Source organism: Xanthomonas sp. LMG 12459 (genome assembly GCF_009192905.1).
In the GTDB taxonomy this organism is placed as follows: domain Bacteria; phylum Pseudomonadota; class Gammaproteobacteria; order Xanthomonadales; family Xanthomonadaceae; genus Xanthomonas_A; species Xanthomonas_A sontii.
Map to the genome: position 1 here is coordinate 1 of NZ_NSGT01000006.1, position 15829 is coordinate 15829.

Genomic DNA, 15829 nt, shown 5'->3' on the forward strand with positions numbered 1-15829 from the left:
GGGATTCGGGAGTGGGGAGTGGGGATTCGCAAACGCGGCGACCTGCTGGCAGCGAACTGGACGCCGTTGCGCAAGGCTGGCACGCTTGAACGATTGTCTACGCTTCGACCTCTCCACTTATGACCGAACCGCGCCTGGATGCCCTGGCCCTTGCCGTTCCTGGCCTGCGCCTGAAGACCGATCCCGCCGACCTCGAGCACTACGGCCGCGACTGGACCCGGCGCTGGACCCCGGCGCCGCTGGCGATCGCGTTGCCGGCGACGGTGGAGGAGGTGCAGGCGGTGCTGCGCTGGGCCAACGACCACGCGGTGGCGGTGGTGCCCTCCGGCGGCCGTACTGGCCTGTCCGGCGGCGCGGTGGCCGCGCACGGCGAACTGGTGCTGAGCCTGGAGCGGATGAACAAGGCGCTGGCCTTCGATCCGGTCGACCGCACCCTCACCGTGCAGGCCGGCATGCCGCTGGAAGCGGTGCACAACGCCGCGCGCGAGCATGGGCTGCTGTACCCGGTGGACTTCGCCGCGCGCGGGTCGTGCTCGATCGGCGGCAACATCGCCACCAATGCCGGCGGTATCCGCGTGATCCGCTATGGCAATACCCGCGAGTGGATCGCCGGGTTGAAGGTGGTCACCGGCAGCGGCGAATTGCTCGAGCTCAACCGCGGGCTGATCAAGAATTCCAGCGGCTACGATTTCCGCCAGTTGCTGATCGGCTCCGAAGGCACCCTCGGCATCGTGGTCGAAGCCACCCTGCGCCTCACCGATCCGCCGCCGCCGAGCAACGTGATGCTGCTGGCGCTGCCCTCGTTCGAGGTGCTGATGCAGGTGTTCGCCGCATTCCGCAGCCGGCTGCAGTTGGAGGCGTTCGAGTTCTTCACCGACCGTGCGCTGCAGCACGTGCTGGCGCATGGCGCGCAGGCGCCGTTCGACACCCTCTATCCGTACTACGTGGTCACCGAGTACGCCAGCGGCAACGAGGCGCAGGAGGCCGCGGCGCTGGCCGCGTTCGAGGCCTGCATGGAGCAGGGCTGGGTGCTGGACGGGGTGATCAGCCAGAGCGAGGCGCAGGCCGCGCAGCTGTGGCGCCTGCGCGAAGGCATTACCGAGGCGGTGGCGCGTTACACCCCCTACAAGAATGACGTGTCGGTGCGGATCTCGGCGATGCCGGCGTTCCTGGCGCGGACCCAGGCGCTGCTCGGCGAGGCCTACCCGCAGTTCGAGGTGGTGTGGTTCGGCCACATCGGCGACGGCAACCTGCACATCAACGTGCTCAAGCCCGAGGCCACTGCGCCGGCGGAGTTCATCGCCGCCTGCGAGCAGGTCACCAAGCTGCTGGCGCAGGTGCTGGCCGAGCACGGCGGCAGCATCTCCGCCGAGCACGGCATCGGCCTGGTCAAGAAACCCTACCTGGACAGCACGCGCAGCGCCGAGGAGATCGCGCTGATGCGCGCGGTCAAGCGCGTGTTCGATCCGTCCGGGCTGCTCAATCCGGGAAAGCTGTTCGATCCCTGAGTCCAGCCGCGCGACCGCCGCGCGGCCCGTTCAGGCGCTGCGCGGGGCGGACCGCTAGGCTATGCGGCGCTGGCCGTCCCCTTTTTCACGATCCCGTTTGGAACGATTGCAATGACCCGAGTGACCGCGCGCTGCGCCCTGCTGTTCGCCCTGATCCTGCCCGCGTTCGCGCAGGCGTCCAGCTTCGCCGGCAGCTCCGCCGGTTCGGCCTCGGCCGGCTCGGCCGGCAGTTCGGCGTCCTCGGACAGCAGTTCCAACAACGACAAGGTGGTGCTGCAGGCGCGCGACGACGCGGCCGGCTTCGTCGCCAGCGCCGGCCGCATTCGCGGCGTGCAACTGGAAGCGGCGCTGCGCGTGTTGCGCGAGCGCAACCCGCAGGCGCAACAGGCCAGCGATCTGGAACTGGCGCAGGCGATCCTGGCGCTGTGATCCCGCGCCGGCCACGGCGCCTGCGCGCGCGGTGGCTGGCGGTCCTGGCGCTGGCTGCTGCGATGCCCGCAGCGGCCGCGCCGCTGTCTGCCGACGAGAGCGGGCTGAGCCCAGCCGAGCGCACCGCCAGCCAGGCCGTGCTGGCTGCGGCGCAGGCGCGGCTGCCGCCGGCCTGGACCGCGGCGCTGCCGGCAGGGCTGCCGCTGCAGTGGCGCGACGACCTCCCCGCACAGGTGCACGGGCGCGCGCAGGCCAAACGCCTGCTGTTGAACAAGCGCCTGCTGCGCGACTGGATGGCGGCGGAGGATCCCGACACCGATCCTGCCGTCGATCCGGCGCGGCGGCCGGCGCTGACCGCCTTGCTGCACGAACTGGCGCACTTTTACGACCGCTCCGCGGCGGGCCGGCTGTCCTCCGATCCGCGCTTGCTGGATCTGGCCGGCTGGCAGGTCAGTCCGATGCGCCTGGGCCTGCGCCGCGGCCAGAACCGGTTCACCGAGCGCAGCCCGGATCGCTACGAATTGCAGTCGCCGGCCGAGTTCGTGGCGGTGAATCTCGAACATTTCCTGCTCGATCCGGACTACGCCTGCCGGCGGCCGGCGCTGGCCCGCTACTTCGCCGCGCGCCTGGCATGGACGCCGCCGGCGAGCGCATGCGCGCCCGGCCAGGTGTTCGTGCAGGACCCGCTGGCCGACGCGGCCGCCTTGCTGCAGGTGGACCCGGCGCGGATCTACGCGGTGGACTACCTGCTGGCCGAAGGCAACGCGCAGCCGATGAGCCACTGGGGCCACAGCATGCTACGCCTGGTGATCTGCGCGCCGGGGCGGCCGCTGGGCCCGGCATGCCGGCTGGACCTGGCCGAGCACCGGGTGCTGTCGTTCCGCGCCTTCGTCGACGACGTGCAGATTTCCAACCTGCGCGGGCTCACCGGCTCCTACCCGTCGCGGCTGTTCGTGCTGCCGCTGCGCCAGGTGGTGGACGACTACACCCAGGTGCAGTTGCGCGGCCTGCAGTCGCTGCCGCTGCGGCTGTCGCGCGAAGAGATCGCCGCGCTGCTGGAGCGTGCCGCGCAACTGCACTGGAGCTACGACGGCCGCTACTACTTCCTCAGCAACAACTGCGCGGTGGAGACCTACGCCTTGTTGCACGACGGCGTGCCGCGGTTGGCGGCCGCGCACCTGTCCGGGATCAGCCCGACCGGATTGCGCCGGCGCCTGGTACGGGCCGGCATCGCCGATGCATCGGTACTCGACAATGCCGACGCGGCGGTGCGGGAGGGCTATTACTTCCCGGCGGCGAGCGCGCACTTCGCGGAGATGTTCGCGGTGGCGCGCAGCGGGCTGGCGCTACCGGCGCGCAATGCCGACGCGTGGCTGGACCTGCCGGCCGCGCAGCGCGCGCCGTGGCTTAAGCGTGGCGACCTGCGTGCCAGTGCCGCCTTGCTGCTGCTGGAGAACGCCGCCCGCCGCCGCGCCGAGCAGCGCGGTCGCGATGCATTGAAACGGCGCTATCTGGGCAAGCCGCTGCCGACCGCGGTGGCCGATGCGGGCGAGGGTGATGCGGGTGCCGACACGCGTGACGCCGCCAGCGCGGTGCGTGCCGTGCTGGCCGAGCAGGGGCTACTGAGCCAACCGGCGAGCCTGCTGCAGGGGCAGCCGGGCTATGGCCTGCCGCAGGCGCAGGAACGTGCCTGGCTGCAGGTGCAGGGACAGGCACGGATCGCGGCGCTGCACGACGACGGCGCCGCGCTGCAGACGCGCCTGCGCGGGTTGCTGCCGGCGCCGCTGCAGGCGGACCTGGCGCAGATCGACGCCAACCTGGCGACGCTGGGCGCGCGCCTGCGCACGCTCAATCGCGAAGGCGGTGGACTGCAGTTGGATTCGCCGTCGCTGTTGCGGCAGCGTGGTGGGCAGCCGTAGCGCAGCGTGCGGGCTTGCGATGCGAGGCGATCGAAGGGAACTGGATCGTGCGTGCGGTTGACGGCGGCGCGGTGGCGGCGTGAGTCCGCAGCACCTGTGCGTCGCAGGCGCAGCCGTGTTCGCATGAAGGAAGACTGATAGCTCCATGGGTCGGGACGGAAGTCCCTCCCACAGAAACGCGGCGCAGCTTCCAACCCATTTATGTAGGGGTGGCTTCAGCCGCGACGAGCGAAGACGCGAAGCCGGCCGATGTCGACGGCCGTCAGGGCTGACGCCGATGCCCGCAAGGGCGCCACCTTGCCGGCCGGCAAGCCGTCATCACGGCAGCTCGAGACCCGCATCCTTGCCGTAGCGGCGCAGCCAGGCGTCGCGCGGCGGATCCTGGCGGTACTGTGCGCGCAGCGTCGCCCAGGTCTGTTCGTTGCCGTCGCAGTACTTGGCCATCGCCTGCTCCAGTTCGCGCCGCCGCGCCGCGTCGTAGGGCTCTTCGCCGGCGAAATGGGTGCAGGTGTCCTGGCGGGCGACGAAGGCGCGGATCGGCGCGGGCAGCGTGCAGAAACCGTCGTGGTGCTCGGGATCGACCGCGTCGGGAATCGTGCACGCGGGCTTGGGGGCGGCCGCCGTGGCCGGCGTCGCCGGCGCGGCGAGCGCCAGCACCGGCACGGCCAGCAGCAGGCCGAGGCAGGCGCGCCGCGGCGCATGCGCGGCGCTGCCTGTGCGGGAGACGTGGGTGACACGGCGCCCGCCCATGGGCTCAGTCGGCGCGACCGGCGAACTCGCCGGTGGTGGTGTTGACCAGCACGCGCTCGCCGTTGCCGATGTACTCCGGCACCATGATCTCGATGCCGGTGTTGAGTTTGGCCGGCTTCGGGCGCTTGGTGGCGGTGCCGCCCTTGAGCTCCGGCGGGGTCTCGATCACTTCCAGGGTCACGCTCTGCGGCAGCTGGATCGCCACCGGCTGATCGTCGATGACCTGCACGTAGATGCCGCTGAGGCCGTCGGTGATGTAACCCGCATCGGTGCCGATCGCATCGGCGTCCAGGGTGTAGGGCGTGTAGTCCTCGTCGTCGAGGAACACGAAGGCCTCGCCGTCCTTGTACGAGAAGGTGGACTGGCGGCGCATCAGCTCGACTTCGCGCAGGTCGTCGTCGCCGTCGAAGCTGGCATCGAGCTTGTTGCCGCCCGGCACGCTGTACATCACGAAGCGGAAGCGCACGTTGCCGCCGCGGCCCTGCGGCGAGCTGCGCTCGATGTCGCGGATCTGGTACACGCCGTTGTTGTACTCGACGACGTTGCCTTTCTTGATTTCGTTGGCTTTCATGAGGGCTGGGAATCGGGAATGGGGAATCGAAACAGGGTCAAGCAGGCGGAGAGGATCAGCGGAAGGGAAACGCCGTTGCGATTCCCCATTCCCCATTCCCCATTCCCGGCTACTTAGGCGCCAACCGCACCGCGCCATCGAGGCGAATGGTTTCGCCATTGAGGTAGCGGTTGCGCAGCAGGAACATCACCGTGTCGGCGAATTCGTCCGGGCGGCCGAGACGCGAAGGATACGGGATCGCCGCGGCCAGCGACTGCTGCACGGCCTCGGGCATGCCGTCGACCATCGGGGTCCAGAAGATGCCCGGCGCGATGGTGTTGACGCGGATGCCGAAGCGCGCCAGTTCGCGCGCCATCGGCAGGGTCATCGCCACCACGCCACCCTTGGAGGCGGCGTAGGCGGCCTGGCCGATCTGGCCTTCGTAGGCGGCGACGCTGGCGGTGTTGACGATGACGCCGCGCTCGCCGTCCTCGCCCGGGGCGTTGTGCTGCATCAGGTCGGCGGCGGCCTTGGCGACGTTGAAGCTGCCGACCAGGTTGACCATCACCGTACCCTGGAAGGTGGCCAGCGGCATCGGCGCCTCCTTGCCGAGTACGCGGCCGGCGCCGAGGATGCCGGCGCAGTTGATCGCGGCATTGAGGCCGCCGAGGAAGCCCTTTGCTGCGCCGAGCTGCGCGGCCACCTGGGCCTCGTCGCTGACGTCGGTGCGCAGGTAGCAGGCCCGCTCCGCACCCAGCGCGGCGACCGCGGCCGCGCCCTTGTCGTCGTTCAGATCGAACAGCGCGACCTTGCCGCCTTCGGCGACGATGCGCTGCGCCACCGCCAGGCCGAGGCCGGACACGCCGCCGGTGACCACCGCTTTGAGATCGGCAAGCTGCATGGATGTTCCCTCCCAGGAAAACGCCCAGTTTAGAGGCTGCCGCCCCATCGCGGCGAGATCGGCGACGGGCCGCGGCGTGCAGGTCCGTCGCCGGGTAAGGAACTGCTGCGGCTCAGGCCTCGGCACCCAGCGCCTGGCCGACCTTGCTGCCGGTCGGCCGGCCCAGTTTCTGCGCCAGCCAGCGGCCGGTCGCGGCCAGCGCGGGCAGGTCGATGCCGGTCTCCACCCCATTGCCGTGCAGCAGGTAGACCACGTCCTCGCTGGCCACGTTGCCACTGGCACCCTTGGCGTAGGGGCAGCCGCCGGCGCCGGACACCGCGGCATCGACCACGCGCACGCCTTCTTCCAGGCAGGCGGCGATGTTGGCCAGGGCCTGGCCGTAGGTGTCGTGGAAGTGCACCGCCAATGCGTCCATCGGCACCACGGCGGCGACCGCGCGCAGCATCGCCCGCGCCTTGCCTGGCGTGCCCACGCCGATGGTGTCGCCCAGCGAGATCTCGTAGCAGCCCATCGCATGCAGCCGCTGCGCCACCCGCACCACGTCGGCCAGGGGGACGTCGCCCTGGTAGGGACAGCCGAGCACGGTGGACACGTAGCCGCGGACCTTGACCCCGTCCGCCGCCGCGCGCTCCAGCACCGGCGCGAAGCGCGCCAGCGATTCGTCGATGCCGGCATTGGTATTGGTGCGGTTGAAGGTCTCCGAGGCGGCGGTGAACACGGCCACCTCGCGCACGCCGACCGCGGCCGCGCGTTCGTAGCCCTGCAGGTTCGGCACCAGCACCGGATAGTCCACGCCCGGCACCTGCGCGATGCCGGCGTAGACCTCGGCCGCATCGGCCAGCTGCGGGACCCATTTCGGGCTGACGAAGCTGGTCGCCTCGATGCTGCGCAGGCCGGTGCGCCCCAGTCGCGCGATCAGCTCGATCTTGTCTTCCGTGGCGACCCAGGCCTTCTCGTTCTGCAGGCCGTCGCGCGGGCCGACTTCGACGATGCGCACGCGGTCGCTCATTCGCGGAATTCCTGCGCCGTTGGCCGGGCGCTGCGCACGAAGCGGGAAGCAAAGAGGGTCATGGGATTCCTGATGAAGAGAGGTGGTGAAGCAGCGGCAGGCGTGGCAGGCGCCAGGTACGCTGGCGCAACGCGGTAGCGCGGATCAGGCCGACGCCGGACGGTGGCAGACCGCTTCGATGTTGTGGCCGTCCGGATCCAGCAGGAACGCGCCGTAGTAGTCGGGGTGGTAGTGCGGGCGCAGGCCCGGTGCGCCGTGCTCGCGGCCGCCGGCGGCCAGGCCGGCACGATGGAACGCGTCCACCTGCGCGCGGCTGGTGGCGACGAAAGCCGCGTGCACGCCATTGTCGCCGGCGTCGCGGCCGCCGTCGGCGATCCAGAAGCTGGGCTTGCCGTCGCGGCCGAAACCGACGTGGCGCTGGCCGCCGCTTTCCTCGGCGCTCACCTGCATCACCACGTCCAGCTCCAGCGCGGCCAGGGCGGCGCGGTAGAAGGCCAGGCTGCGGTCGAGGTCGCTGCAGCGCAGGCCGAGATGGTCGAGCGGGTTCATGGGCTGGCCCTCCAGGCCGGTTCGCGTTTCTCCAGGAACGCATTCAGTCCTTCCTGGCCCTCGGCCGAGACCCGCAATTGCGCGATCAGCGCCGCGTTGGCCTGGTCCAGCGCATCGCGCTCGCCGCCGGCCGCGACCCGCCGTACCAGGGCCTTGGCGCCGGCGGCGGCCAGCGGCCCGGCCTGGCCGAGCAGGGCGACCTGGCGTTGCACCGCCGCGTCCAGCGCCTCCGGCGCCACCGCCTGGTGGACCAGGCCGATCTGCGCCGCGGTGGCGGCGTCGAAGGTTTCCGCGCTGGCGAACCAGCGCCGCGCCTGGCGCGCGCCGATCGCCGCGATCACGTACGGCGAGATCACCGCCGGCAGCAGGCCCAGCCGGCTTTCGCTGAGCGCGAAGCGCGCATCGGTGGCGGCCACGGCGATGTCGCAACAGGCGACCAGGCCCACCGCGCCGCCGAACGCCGCACCTTGCACCCGCGCCACCGTGGGCTTGGGCAGTTCGTCCAGCAGGCGCATCAGCCGCGCCAGAGCCAGCGCGTCGTCCAGGTTCTCCTGTTCGCCGGCGCCGGCCATCGAGCGCATCCACTGCAGGTCGGCACCTGCCGAGAACGCCGCGCCGGCACCGGCCAGGACCAGCACCTGCACCTGCGGATCGGCGCCGATCTGCAGCAGGGCGTCGCTGAGTTGGGCGATCAGCGCGGCGTCGAAGGCGTTGCGGACCTCGGGTCGGTTCAACTGCAGGGTCAGGACCTTGCCGGATCGTTGCAACAACAGGGCATCGCTCATCGAACACGCTCGTACAAAGGGAAAACGGCAGCCATACGGCGATCATAGCCGGCCGTGCCGGTCCCGCCATGACGCGCCGCGGCGATGCTACAATTGATAACCATTCTTATCGACGGAACGTGCTGTGACGTTGTCCGACATGCCGTTGCGCAGCAGCGCCCTTGTGGAATCCGTGCACGACCGCCAGCCCAACGACGCCATCGCCCGGCGTCTGCGCGAGCTGGGCTTCGTCGCCGGCGAGCAGGTGCAGGTGCTGACCAGCGGGCCGATCGGCGGCGAACCGCTGCTGGTGCAGGTGGGGTATACGCGCTTCGCGCTGCGGCGCAGCGAGGCGGCACGGGTGCAGGTCAGTGCGCTGGACGAGGTGCGCTCGTGAGCGCGGTGGCCGAGCCGCTGCGCCTGGCCCTGGTCGGCAACCCGAACTGCGGCAAGACCGCGCTGTTCAATCAACTGACCGGCAGCAAGCAGAAGGTCGCCAACTACGCCGGCGTCACCGTCGAGCGCAAGGAGGGCCGCTTCCGCGCGCCGTCCGGGCGCGAGTTCGCGGTGCTGGATCTGCCCGGCGCCTACAGCCTGCAGCCGGCCAGCCTGGACGAGGCGATCACCCGCGACCTGTGCCGCGGCTTCTACCCGGGCGAGCCGGCGCCGGACGTGCTGGTCTGCGTGGTCGACGCCACCAACCTGCGCCTGCACCTGCGCTTCGCGCTGGAACTGCGCGAGCTGGGCAAGCCGATGCTGGTGGCCTTGAACATGGTCGACGCGGCGCAGCGCCGCGGTATTCAGATCGACCGCCAGGCGCTGGAACAGGCGCTGGGCGTGCCGGTGATCGAGACCGTGGCGGTGCGCCGCAACGGCGCGCGCGCCCTGGTCGAGCGGCTCGACGCACTGGCGCCGGCACTGCCGCCGGCGGTGGCGCCGAGCGAGGGGCAGGGCGACTACCACCAGCAGGTGCGCGCGATCCTGGCGGCGGCGGTGTCGATGCCGACCCGCACCTCGCGCGTCGACGACGCGCTGGACCGTTGGCTGCTGCATCCGGTGGCCGGCCTGTTGACCCTAGTGCTGGTGATGTTCCTGATCTTCCAGGCGGTTTTCGCCTGGGCGCAGCCTGTGATGGACCTGATCGACGGTGGGACCAAGGCGCTGGGTGTCTGGGTTGGCGGAACGCTGCCGCAGGGGCCTCTGAACAGCCTGCTGGTGGACGGCATCATCGCCGGCCTCGGTGGGGTGGTGGTGTTCCTGCCGCAGATCCTGATCCTGTTCGCCTTCATCCTGGCGCTGGAGGAATCCGGCTATCTGCCGCGCGCGGCGTTCCTGCTCGACCGCATGATGGCCGCGGCCGGCCTGTCCGGGCGCTCGTTCATCCCGCTGCTGTCCAGCTTCGCCTGCGCCGTGCCTGGGATCATGTCCACGCGCAGCATCCAGGACCCGCGCGATCGCCTGGCGACCATCCTGGTGGCGCCGCTGATGACCTGTTCGGCACGCCTGCCGGTGTACACCTTGCTGATCGCCGCGTTTGTGCCGCAGAAGCAGGTGTGGGGCGTGCTCAATCAGCAGGGCCTGGTGTTGTTCGGCCTGTACGTGGCAGCGATCGTCAGTGGTTTGGCGGTGTCGTGGACGATGAAGAAGTGGCGCCGCGACAAGGGCGAGCATCCGCTGCTGCTGGAACTGCCGTCCTACCGCGTGCCGCACCTGCGCGATCTGGCGCTGGGCCTGTGGGAGCGCGCGGCGATCTTCCTCAAGCGCGTCGGCGGCATCATCCTGGCGTTGACCATCCTGCTGTGGTTCCTGCTGAACTTTCCGGCGCCGCCGGCCGACGCCACCCTGCCGGCGATCGACTACAGCTTCGCCGGCCGCATCGGCCACGCCATGACCACGGTGTTCTCGCCGCTGGGCTTCAACTGGCAGATCTGCATCGCGCTGATCCCCGGCCTGGCCGCGCGCGAGGTGGCGGTGTCCTCGCTGGCGACGGTCTACGCGCTGTCGGCGGCCGACGACGATGCCGCCGCGCAGGCGCTGTCGCCGCTGATCCACGACGGCTGGTCGCTGGCCACCGCGCTGTCGTTGCTGGTCTGGTACATCTACGCACCGATGTGCATTTCCACCCTGGCCACGATCAAGCGCGAGACCAACTCGTGGAAGCAGATGAGCTTCGCCGCGTTCTACCTGTTCGCGCTGGCGTATCTGGCCTCGCTGGTCACCTACCAGGTTGCGGTGGCGCTGGGAGCCGGCTGAGATGAGCGCCTCGCTGCTGCTGCAGTACCTGGTGATCGCGCTGGCGGTGCTGGTCAGTGCCTGGGTGGTGTTGAAGAAGCAGTTCCCGGGCACCGCGCGCAAGCTGCGCGGCGCGCTTGCACTACGCCTGCTCAAGCCCGGCCGGGCGGCCTGGCTGCAGGCGCTGGGGCGGCGCATCGCACCGCCGGCCAGCGCCGGTGCTGGCGCCTGCGGCGGCTGCGACAGCTGTGGGCCGACGCCGCCGCGGCGGCACTGAGTCGCGTCGCCCGTTGCTGGCCGGCGCATCGCTTGTGCGCCGCACATGCGCGTCGCGATGGCGACGACTATCCTATGCCGATGACCAGCCCATTCCAGTTCTCCCGCCGTGCGCAGGCGCTGACCAGTTCGGCGATCCGCGAAATCCTCAAGGTCACCGAACGGCCTGAAGTGATCTCCTTCGCCGGCGGCCTGCCGTCGCCGGATACCTTCCCGGTCGCGCGCATGCGCGAGGCCTGCGACAAGGTGCTGCGCGACGCGCCACAGGCGGCGCTGCAGTACGGCCCGACCGAAGGCTATCTGTTGCTGCGCGAATGGGTGGCGGCGCGGCTGAGCCGCGACGGCGCCCACATCCGTCCCAGCCAGGTGCTGATCACCACCGGTTCGCAGCAGGGCCTGGACCTGCTCGGCAAGGTGTTCATCGACGAAGGCAGCAAGGTGCTGGTGGAAACGCCCAGCTATCTCGGTGCGCTGCAGGCGTTCTCGCTGTTCCAGCCGGCGTTCGCGGCGATGCAGTCGGACGACGACGGCATGGTGGTGGACGCGCTGGACGATGCGCAGCTGGCCGGGGCGCGCTTCATGTACGTGCTGCCGAACTTCCAGAATCCGACCGGGCGGCGCCTGCCGCTGCACCGGCGTCAGGCGCTGGTGGCGCGTGCGGCCGCGGCCGGCGTGCCCATCGTGGAGGACGATCCCTACGGCGAGCTGTGCTACAGCGGCGACACGCTGCCGAGCCTGCTGTCGATGAACCCGGATGGCGCCATCTACATGGGCTCGTTCTCCAAGGTGTTCGCTCCGGGTCTTCGCCTGGGCTACCTGGTCGCGCCGGAGGCGGTGCACGCCAAGCTGGTGCAGGCCAAGCAGGCGGCGGATCTGCACACGCCCTCGTTCAGCCAGCGCATCGTCTACGAGGCGGTGCAGGACGGTTTCCTGGATGCGCATATCCCCGGCATCCGCGCGCTGTACGCCAGCCGTTGCGAGCAGATGCTGGCCGCCCTGGCCAAGTACTTCCCGGCGCAGGTGCGCTGGAACCGCCCGGCCGGCGGCATGTTCATCTGGGTCGAACTGCCGGCCGGCATGGACGGCGGCGCGCTGCTGAGCAAGGCGATCGAGCGCAACGTGGCCTTCGTGCCGGGCGCGCCGTTCTTCGCGGTCGCGCCGCAGCGCAATACGCTGCGGCTGTCGTTCGTGACCGTGCCGGCCGAACGCATCGAGACCGGCGTGCGCATCCTCGGTGCGCTGCTGCAGGACGAGGTCGCTGCGCACCGGCGGGCGACGGCCTGAGTCGGGCGTCGCCTCCGTCGATGACGTCGTCCGATGCCGCCGTCGCGTCCTGGACCATCGACGCGGTCCTGGTCGGCCGCGCGCAGGCGTTCACCCGCCCAGGCAGCCGCAGCGCGATCGACAAGCGTCCCCGGGACGGACGCCTGCGCATCGGCCCGGAGGGGCTGGAGCTGGACGAGCAGGGCGACCGCCGCGTGCATGGCGGCCCCGACAAGGCCTTGCACCATTACCCGCGCGACCATTACCCGGCCTGGCGCGAGGAACTCGGCGCACATGCCTTGCTGGACGCGCCCGGTGCGTTCGGCGAGAACCTCAGCAGTAGCGGGGTGACCGAAGCCGACCTGTGCCTGGGCGACAGGTTGCGCCTGGGGACGGCCGTGGTCGAGGTGTCGCAGTCGCGGCAGCCGTGCTGGAAGCTGTCCGACCGCTTCGGCGTGCCGGCTTTGGCGCGGCGCGTGCAGGACAGTGGCCGTACCGGCTGGTACTACCGCGTGCTGCAGCCCGGCGAGGTCGCCGCCGGTGACAGTCTGGTGCTGCTGGAGCGTCCGTATCCGCAGTGGCCGCTGGCACGCCTGGTCGGCCTGCTGTACCGCCGCGAGATCGATCCGGCGCAACTGCAGGAGGTGCTGGCGCTGCCGCTGGTGCCGAACTGGCGCACCCTGTTCGAGCGGCGTCTGGCGCAGCGTGCGGTGGAGGATTGGGACAAGCGCTTGCTGGGGCAGGCGGCAGCCGAGTAAGGCGGCTGATCGATCCGGCGAGTGTGCTTCCCTCTTGGCGGGAGCGGTGGCGTCGACAGGTGCATGCCCGATTGGGTCGGTGCAATGCGTGGGGGCTGAAGCCCCTCCCACAGGGGGTGTCCGATCGGCTGCGATGTCTCTTGGCAGTTGCCAGGTGCCTCGCCCGGCGGCTTTTTTGTCGCTTCCAGTGCCGCCACGCCCTTGTGGGAGGGGCTTCAGCCCCGACGAGGGAAGCATCGCCACGTCTGAGGTGGCGCGTGGGACGCTTGCGTCTCGGGCGCGCGCGCCCTCTGTCGCACCCGCGCGCAAACCGCTAGCCTTGTGCCGATGACGACTTCTCCGCTGCGTGTGTTGATCCATGGTGCGTCCGGCCGGATGGGCCAGGCGTTGTTGCGGCTGGCCGCGCAGGACCCGGCGCTGCAAGTGGTGGCCGCGGTGGTGCGGCGCGCGCCGGCGCAGCGGGTGATCGACGGCGTGCCGTACTTCGCCGCAGCCGAACTGGGCGGCGTGCCGGCCTTCGACGTGGCGATCGATTTCAGCCTGCCGCAGGGCTTCGACCCGGTGCTGGCCCTGTGCACCGCGCGCGGTGCGGCGCTGGTGTCCGGCACCACCGGGCTGGAGGACGCGCAGCGGCAGGCGCTGGCCGCTGCCGCCGAACGCATTCCGCTGATCTGGGCCTCGAACTTCAGCCTGGGGGTGGCGGTGCTGCACGATCTGGTCGAGCGCGCCGCCGCGGCGCTGCCGGGCTGGGACTGCGACATCGTCGAATCCCACCATGTGCACAAGCAGGACGCGCCCTCCGGCACGGCGCTGACCCTCGGCGACGCGGCCGCGCACGGCGGCGCGACCCCGCGCTACGCCAGCCTGCGTGCCGGCGACATCGTCGGCGAACACCTGGTGCAGTTCGCCGGACTCGGCGAGCGGGTCGAACTGGTGCACCGCGCCAGCAACCGCGACATCTTCGCCCGCGGCGCGTTGCATGCCGCCGCGCGCCTGCCGGGGCGTGCGCCCGGGGCCTATCGGCTGCGCGACCTGCTCGGCTGAACGCGGTTTTCACATAAACGGCTGGCGCGGACCGCCCCGCGCCGGTACAATTCTCGCTCGCCTGTTACCCATCGCCACGGACCCGGAGAAGCGCCGAGTTCGCGGTTTCTTGCAGCCTGCAAGTTGGTGGGGCAGGGTTCCTCTCTCCCCAAGGCGAACCCCGTGACTCAACCCGCAATCCTTGTCCTTGAAGACGGCACCGTGTTCGAGGGCGAATCCGTAGGCGCTGCCGGCCTGTCCGTCGGCGAAGTGGTGTTCAACACCGCCATGACCGGCTACCAGGAGATCCTCACCGATCCCTCCTACGCCCGCCAACTGGTCACGCTGACGTATCCGCATATCGGCAACACCGGCTGCACCGACCAGGACGACGAGGCCGCCCAGGTCTGGTCGGCCGGCCTGATCGTGCGCGACGTGCCGCGCCGCCCCAGCAACTGGCGCAACCAGGTGGCGCTGCCGGACTGGCTGATCCAGCGCGGCGTGGTCGCCATCGCCGGCATCGACACCCGCAAGCTGACCCGCATCCTGCGCGAGAAGGGCTCGCAGAACGGCGCGTTGATGGCCGGCGAGGTGAACGTGGACACCGCGCTGGACGCGGCGCGCAAGTTCCCGGGGTTGAAGGGCATGGATCTGGCCAAGGTGGTCTCCACCGACAAGTCCTATCCCTGGCGCGACGGCCAGCTCGACCTGGACAGCAACGCCTTCGTCACGGCCGAGCCCAGGTTCAAGGTCGTCGCCTACGACTACGGGGTCAAGCACAACATCCTGCGCATGCTCGCCGAGCGCGGCTGCGAGGTGACCGTGGTGCCGGCGCAGACGCCGGTCGCCGAGGTGCTGGCGATGAACCCGCACGGCGTGTTCCTGTCCAACGGCCCCGGCGACCCGGCGCCGTGCGACTACGCGATCGCCGCGATCAAGGAACTGCTGGCGCGCAAGATCCCGACCTTCGGCATCTGCCTGGGCCACCAGTTGCTGGCGCTGGCCGCCGGCGCGCAGACCCTGAAGATGGGCCACGGCCACCACGGCGCCAACCATCCGGTGCAGGATCTGGACAGCGGCCGGGTGATGATCACCTCGCAGAACCACGGTTTCGCGGTGGACGAGGCGACCTTGCCGGCCAACGTGCGCGTCACCCATCGCTCGCTGTTCGATGGCAGCAACCAGGGCATTGCGCTCACCGACGCGCCGGCCTTCAGCTTCCAGGGGCATCCGGAAGCCTCGCCGGGCCCGCGCGACGTGGCGCCGCTGTTCGATCGTTTCACCGCGCTGATGGCGGCCGCAGGCGCATGAGCTTGCGCAAACTGGCGTTGTTAGGCGCTCTCGCATTCAGTGGCGGCGCGGGTGCTTCCGAAGTGTCGGAGCAACAGGCCGCGCAACTCATTGATCTGCTCGGACTACGGCAAGCAATTGCCACCTATGCCGTGGATTCGGTCGGAGCGCAGCCGATGTTCCAGAAGCTCGCATCTGAGAAGCGAGCCTGCGTTGCAGGGCTGTTGGAAGAGATACTGAACACGAATACCCAGGCACGGCTGAAGACCATCTTTGGCAATAGCGCCCAAGCCGAGAGCTGGATCGCCTTCTCGAAGACGGCGGCGGGGCAGCGCTACATTCAGTACGTGGCCGCTAATGCCTCGGCGACGTTCCTCGGGCGGCCACGGCCGGATCGATCCGGGTTGCTGCTTGGGATGACGCCTGATCAAGCCGCGCAGACGCTTGAGTTCATGGCGTCGCCGGCCGGGATGGTGTTTAGCGCAGCGCCGCCGCTTTCACCGCCTGAGATGACGCAAGCACAGCAGGCCTCGCTCGGAGACGAACTCTTCCAGCGATGCGCATTGTCCGACAAAGATTTTTCCTGAACGACTTTAGACGCGCCGATC

General features: G+C 70.1%; 17 protein-coding genes. 11 read left to right on the forward strand and 6 right to left on the reverse strand.

Going from position 1 to position 15829, the window contains the following annotated elements; translation table 11 throughout:
* The first annotated feature begins 119 nt into the window (after positions 1–119).
* The 3 genes from CEK65_RS01995 (at position 120) to CEK65_RS02005 (ending at position 3856) form a co-directional block, all read left to right on the forward strand.
* Positions 120–1508, forward strand: coding sequence for an FAD-binding oxidoreductase (locus CEK65_RS01995; protein ID WP_152180605.1), 1389 nt, complete (start codon positions 120–122; stop codon positions 1506–1508).
* A 111-nt stretch (positions 1509–1619) separates the two neighbouring features.
* The gene (locus CEK65_RS02000) at positions 1620–1937 is read left to right on the forward strand and encodes a DUF2388 domain-containing protein (protein ID WP_010341821.1); all 318 of its coding nucleotides are present in this window, start codon (positions 1620–1622) and stop codon (positions 1935–1937) included.
* Positions 1938–1999: 62 nt separating this feature from the next.
* Positions 2000–3856 (forward strand): DUF4105 domain-containing protein, encoded by a 1857-nt coding sequence (locus CEK65_RS02005; RefSeq protein WP_226980444.1) that lies wholly within the window; start codon positions 2000–2002, stop codon positions 3854–3856.
* Positions 3857–4174: 318 nt separating this feature from the next.
* Here the strand turns inward: CEK65_RS02005 and CEK65_RS02010 are convergent, their stop codons facing one another.
* From CEK65_RS02010 to CEK65_RS02035, 6 genes are all read right to left on the reverse strand, one after another.
* Positions 4175–4606, reverse strand: a complete 432-nt coding sequence (locus CEK65_RS02010; RefSeq protein WP_152180606.1) for a hypothetical protein — start codon at positions 4604–4606, stop codon at positions 4175–4177.
* A gap of 4 nt (positions 4607–4610) precedes the next feature.
* Positions 4611–5177 (reverse strand): elongation factor P-like protein YeiP, encoded by a 567-nt coding sequence (gene yeiP / locus CEK65_RS02015; RefSeq protein ID WP_017912214.1) that lies wholly within the window; start codon positions 5175–5177, stop codon positions 4611–4613.
* Between the two features lie 109 nt (positions 5178–5286).
* Positions 5287–6057 carry an SDR family oxidoreductase gene (locus CEK65_RS02020; protein WP_152180607.1) on the reverse strand — a complete coding sequence of 257 codons (771 nt, stop codon included), beginning with the start codon at positions 6055–6057 and terminating at the stop codon, positions 5287–5289.
* 112 nt (positions 6058–6169) lie between these two features.
* On the reverse strand, positions 6170–7066 hold the full coding sequence (locus tag CEK65_RS02025) for a hydroxymethylglutaryl-CoA lyase (protein WP_152180608.1): 897 nt from the start codon (positions 7064–7066) through the stop codon (positions 6170–6172).
* A gap of 144 nt (positions 7067–7210) precedes the next feature.
* Positions 7211–7615, reverse strand: a complete 405-nt coding sequence (locus CEK65_RS02030) for a VOC family protein (RefSeq protein ID WP_152180609.1) — start codon at positions 7613–7615, stop codon at positions 7211–7213.
* Positions 7612–8400, reverse strand: coding sequence for an enoyl-CoA hydratase-related protein (locus CEK65_RS02035; RefSeq protein ID WP_043091924.1), 789 nt, complete (start codon positions 8398–8400; stop codon positions 7612–7614). The genes CEK65_RS02030 and CEK65_RS02035 overlap by 4 nt, the downstream gene beginning before the upstream one ends.
* A 124-nt stretch (positions 8401–8524) precedes the next feature.
* On the opposite strand from CEK65_RS02035, the gene CEK65_RS02040 reads away from it, so the two are divergent.
* The 8 genes from CEK65_RS02040 to CEK65_RS02075 all read left to right on the forward strand — a co-directional run bounded on the left by CEK65_RS02040 (position 8525) and on the right by CEK65_RS02075 (position 15808).
* Complete coding sequence (locus tag CEK65_RS02040; RefSeq protein WP_026143668.1) at positions 8525–8776, forward strand: FeoA family protein; 252 nt, start codon at positions 8525–8527, stop codon at positions 8774–8776.
* The gene (gene feoB, locus CEK65_RS02045; protein ID WP_152180610.1) at positions 8773–10632 is read left to right on the forward strand and encodes a ferrous iron transport protein B; all 1860 of its coding nucleotides are present in this window, start codon (positions 8773–8775) and stop codon (positions 10630–10632) included. The genes CEK65_RS02040 and feoB overlap by 4 nt, the downstream gene beginning before the upstream one ends.
* A gap of 1 nt (position 10633) precedes the next feature.
* Positions 10634–10888 carry a DUF6587 family protein gene (locus CEK65_RS02050; RefSeq protein WP_148828380.1) on the forward strand — a complete coding sequence of 85 codons (255 nt, stop codon included), beginning with the start codon at positions 10634–10636 and terminating at the stop codon, positions 10886–10888.
* 74 nt (positions 10889–10962) lie between these two features.
* The gene (locus CEK65_RS02055) at positions 10963–12171 is read left to right on the forward strand and encodes a PLP-dependent aminotransferase family protein (RefSeq protein ID WP_152180611.1); all 1209 of its coding nucleotides are present in this window, start codon (positions 10963–10965) and stop codon (positions 12169–12171) included.
* 20 nt (positions 12172–12191) lie between these two features.
* Positions 12192–12908, forward strand: coding sequence for an MOSC domain-containing protein (locus CEK65_RS02060; protein ID WP_152180612.1), 717 nt, complete (start codon positions 12192–12194; stop codon positions 12906–12908).
* A 327-nt stretch (positions 12909–13235) separates the two neighbouring features.
* Positions 13236–13952, forward strand: coding sequence for a 4-hydroxy-tetrahydrodipicolinate reductase (gene dapB, locus CEK65_RS02065; protein WP_081613344.1), 717 nt, complete (start codon positions 13236–13238; stop codon positions 13950–13952).
* A gap of 162 nt (positions 13953–14114) precedes the next feature.
* Positions 14115–15242, forward strand: a complete 1128-nt coding sequence (gene carA, locus CEK65_RS02070; RefSeq protein WP_152180613.1) for a glutamine-hydrolyzing carbamoyl-phosphate synthase small subunit — start codon at positions 14115–14117, stop codon at positions 15240–15242.
* A complete protein-coding gene (locus tag CEK65_RS02075) occupies positions 15239–15808 on the forward strand; it encodes a hypothetical protein (protein WP_152180614.1) in 570 nt (189 codons plus the stop codon). The genes carA and CEK65_RS02075 overlap by 4 nt, the downstream gene beginning before the upstream one ends.
* Positions 15809–15829: the final 21 nt, after the last annotated feature.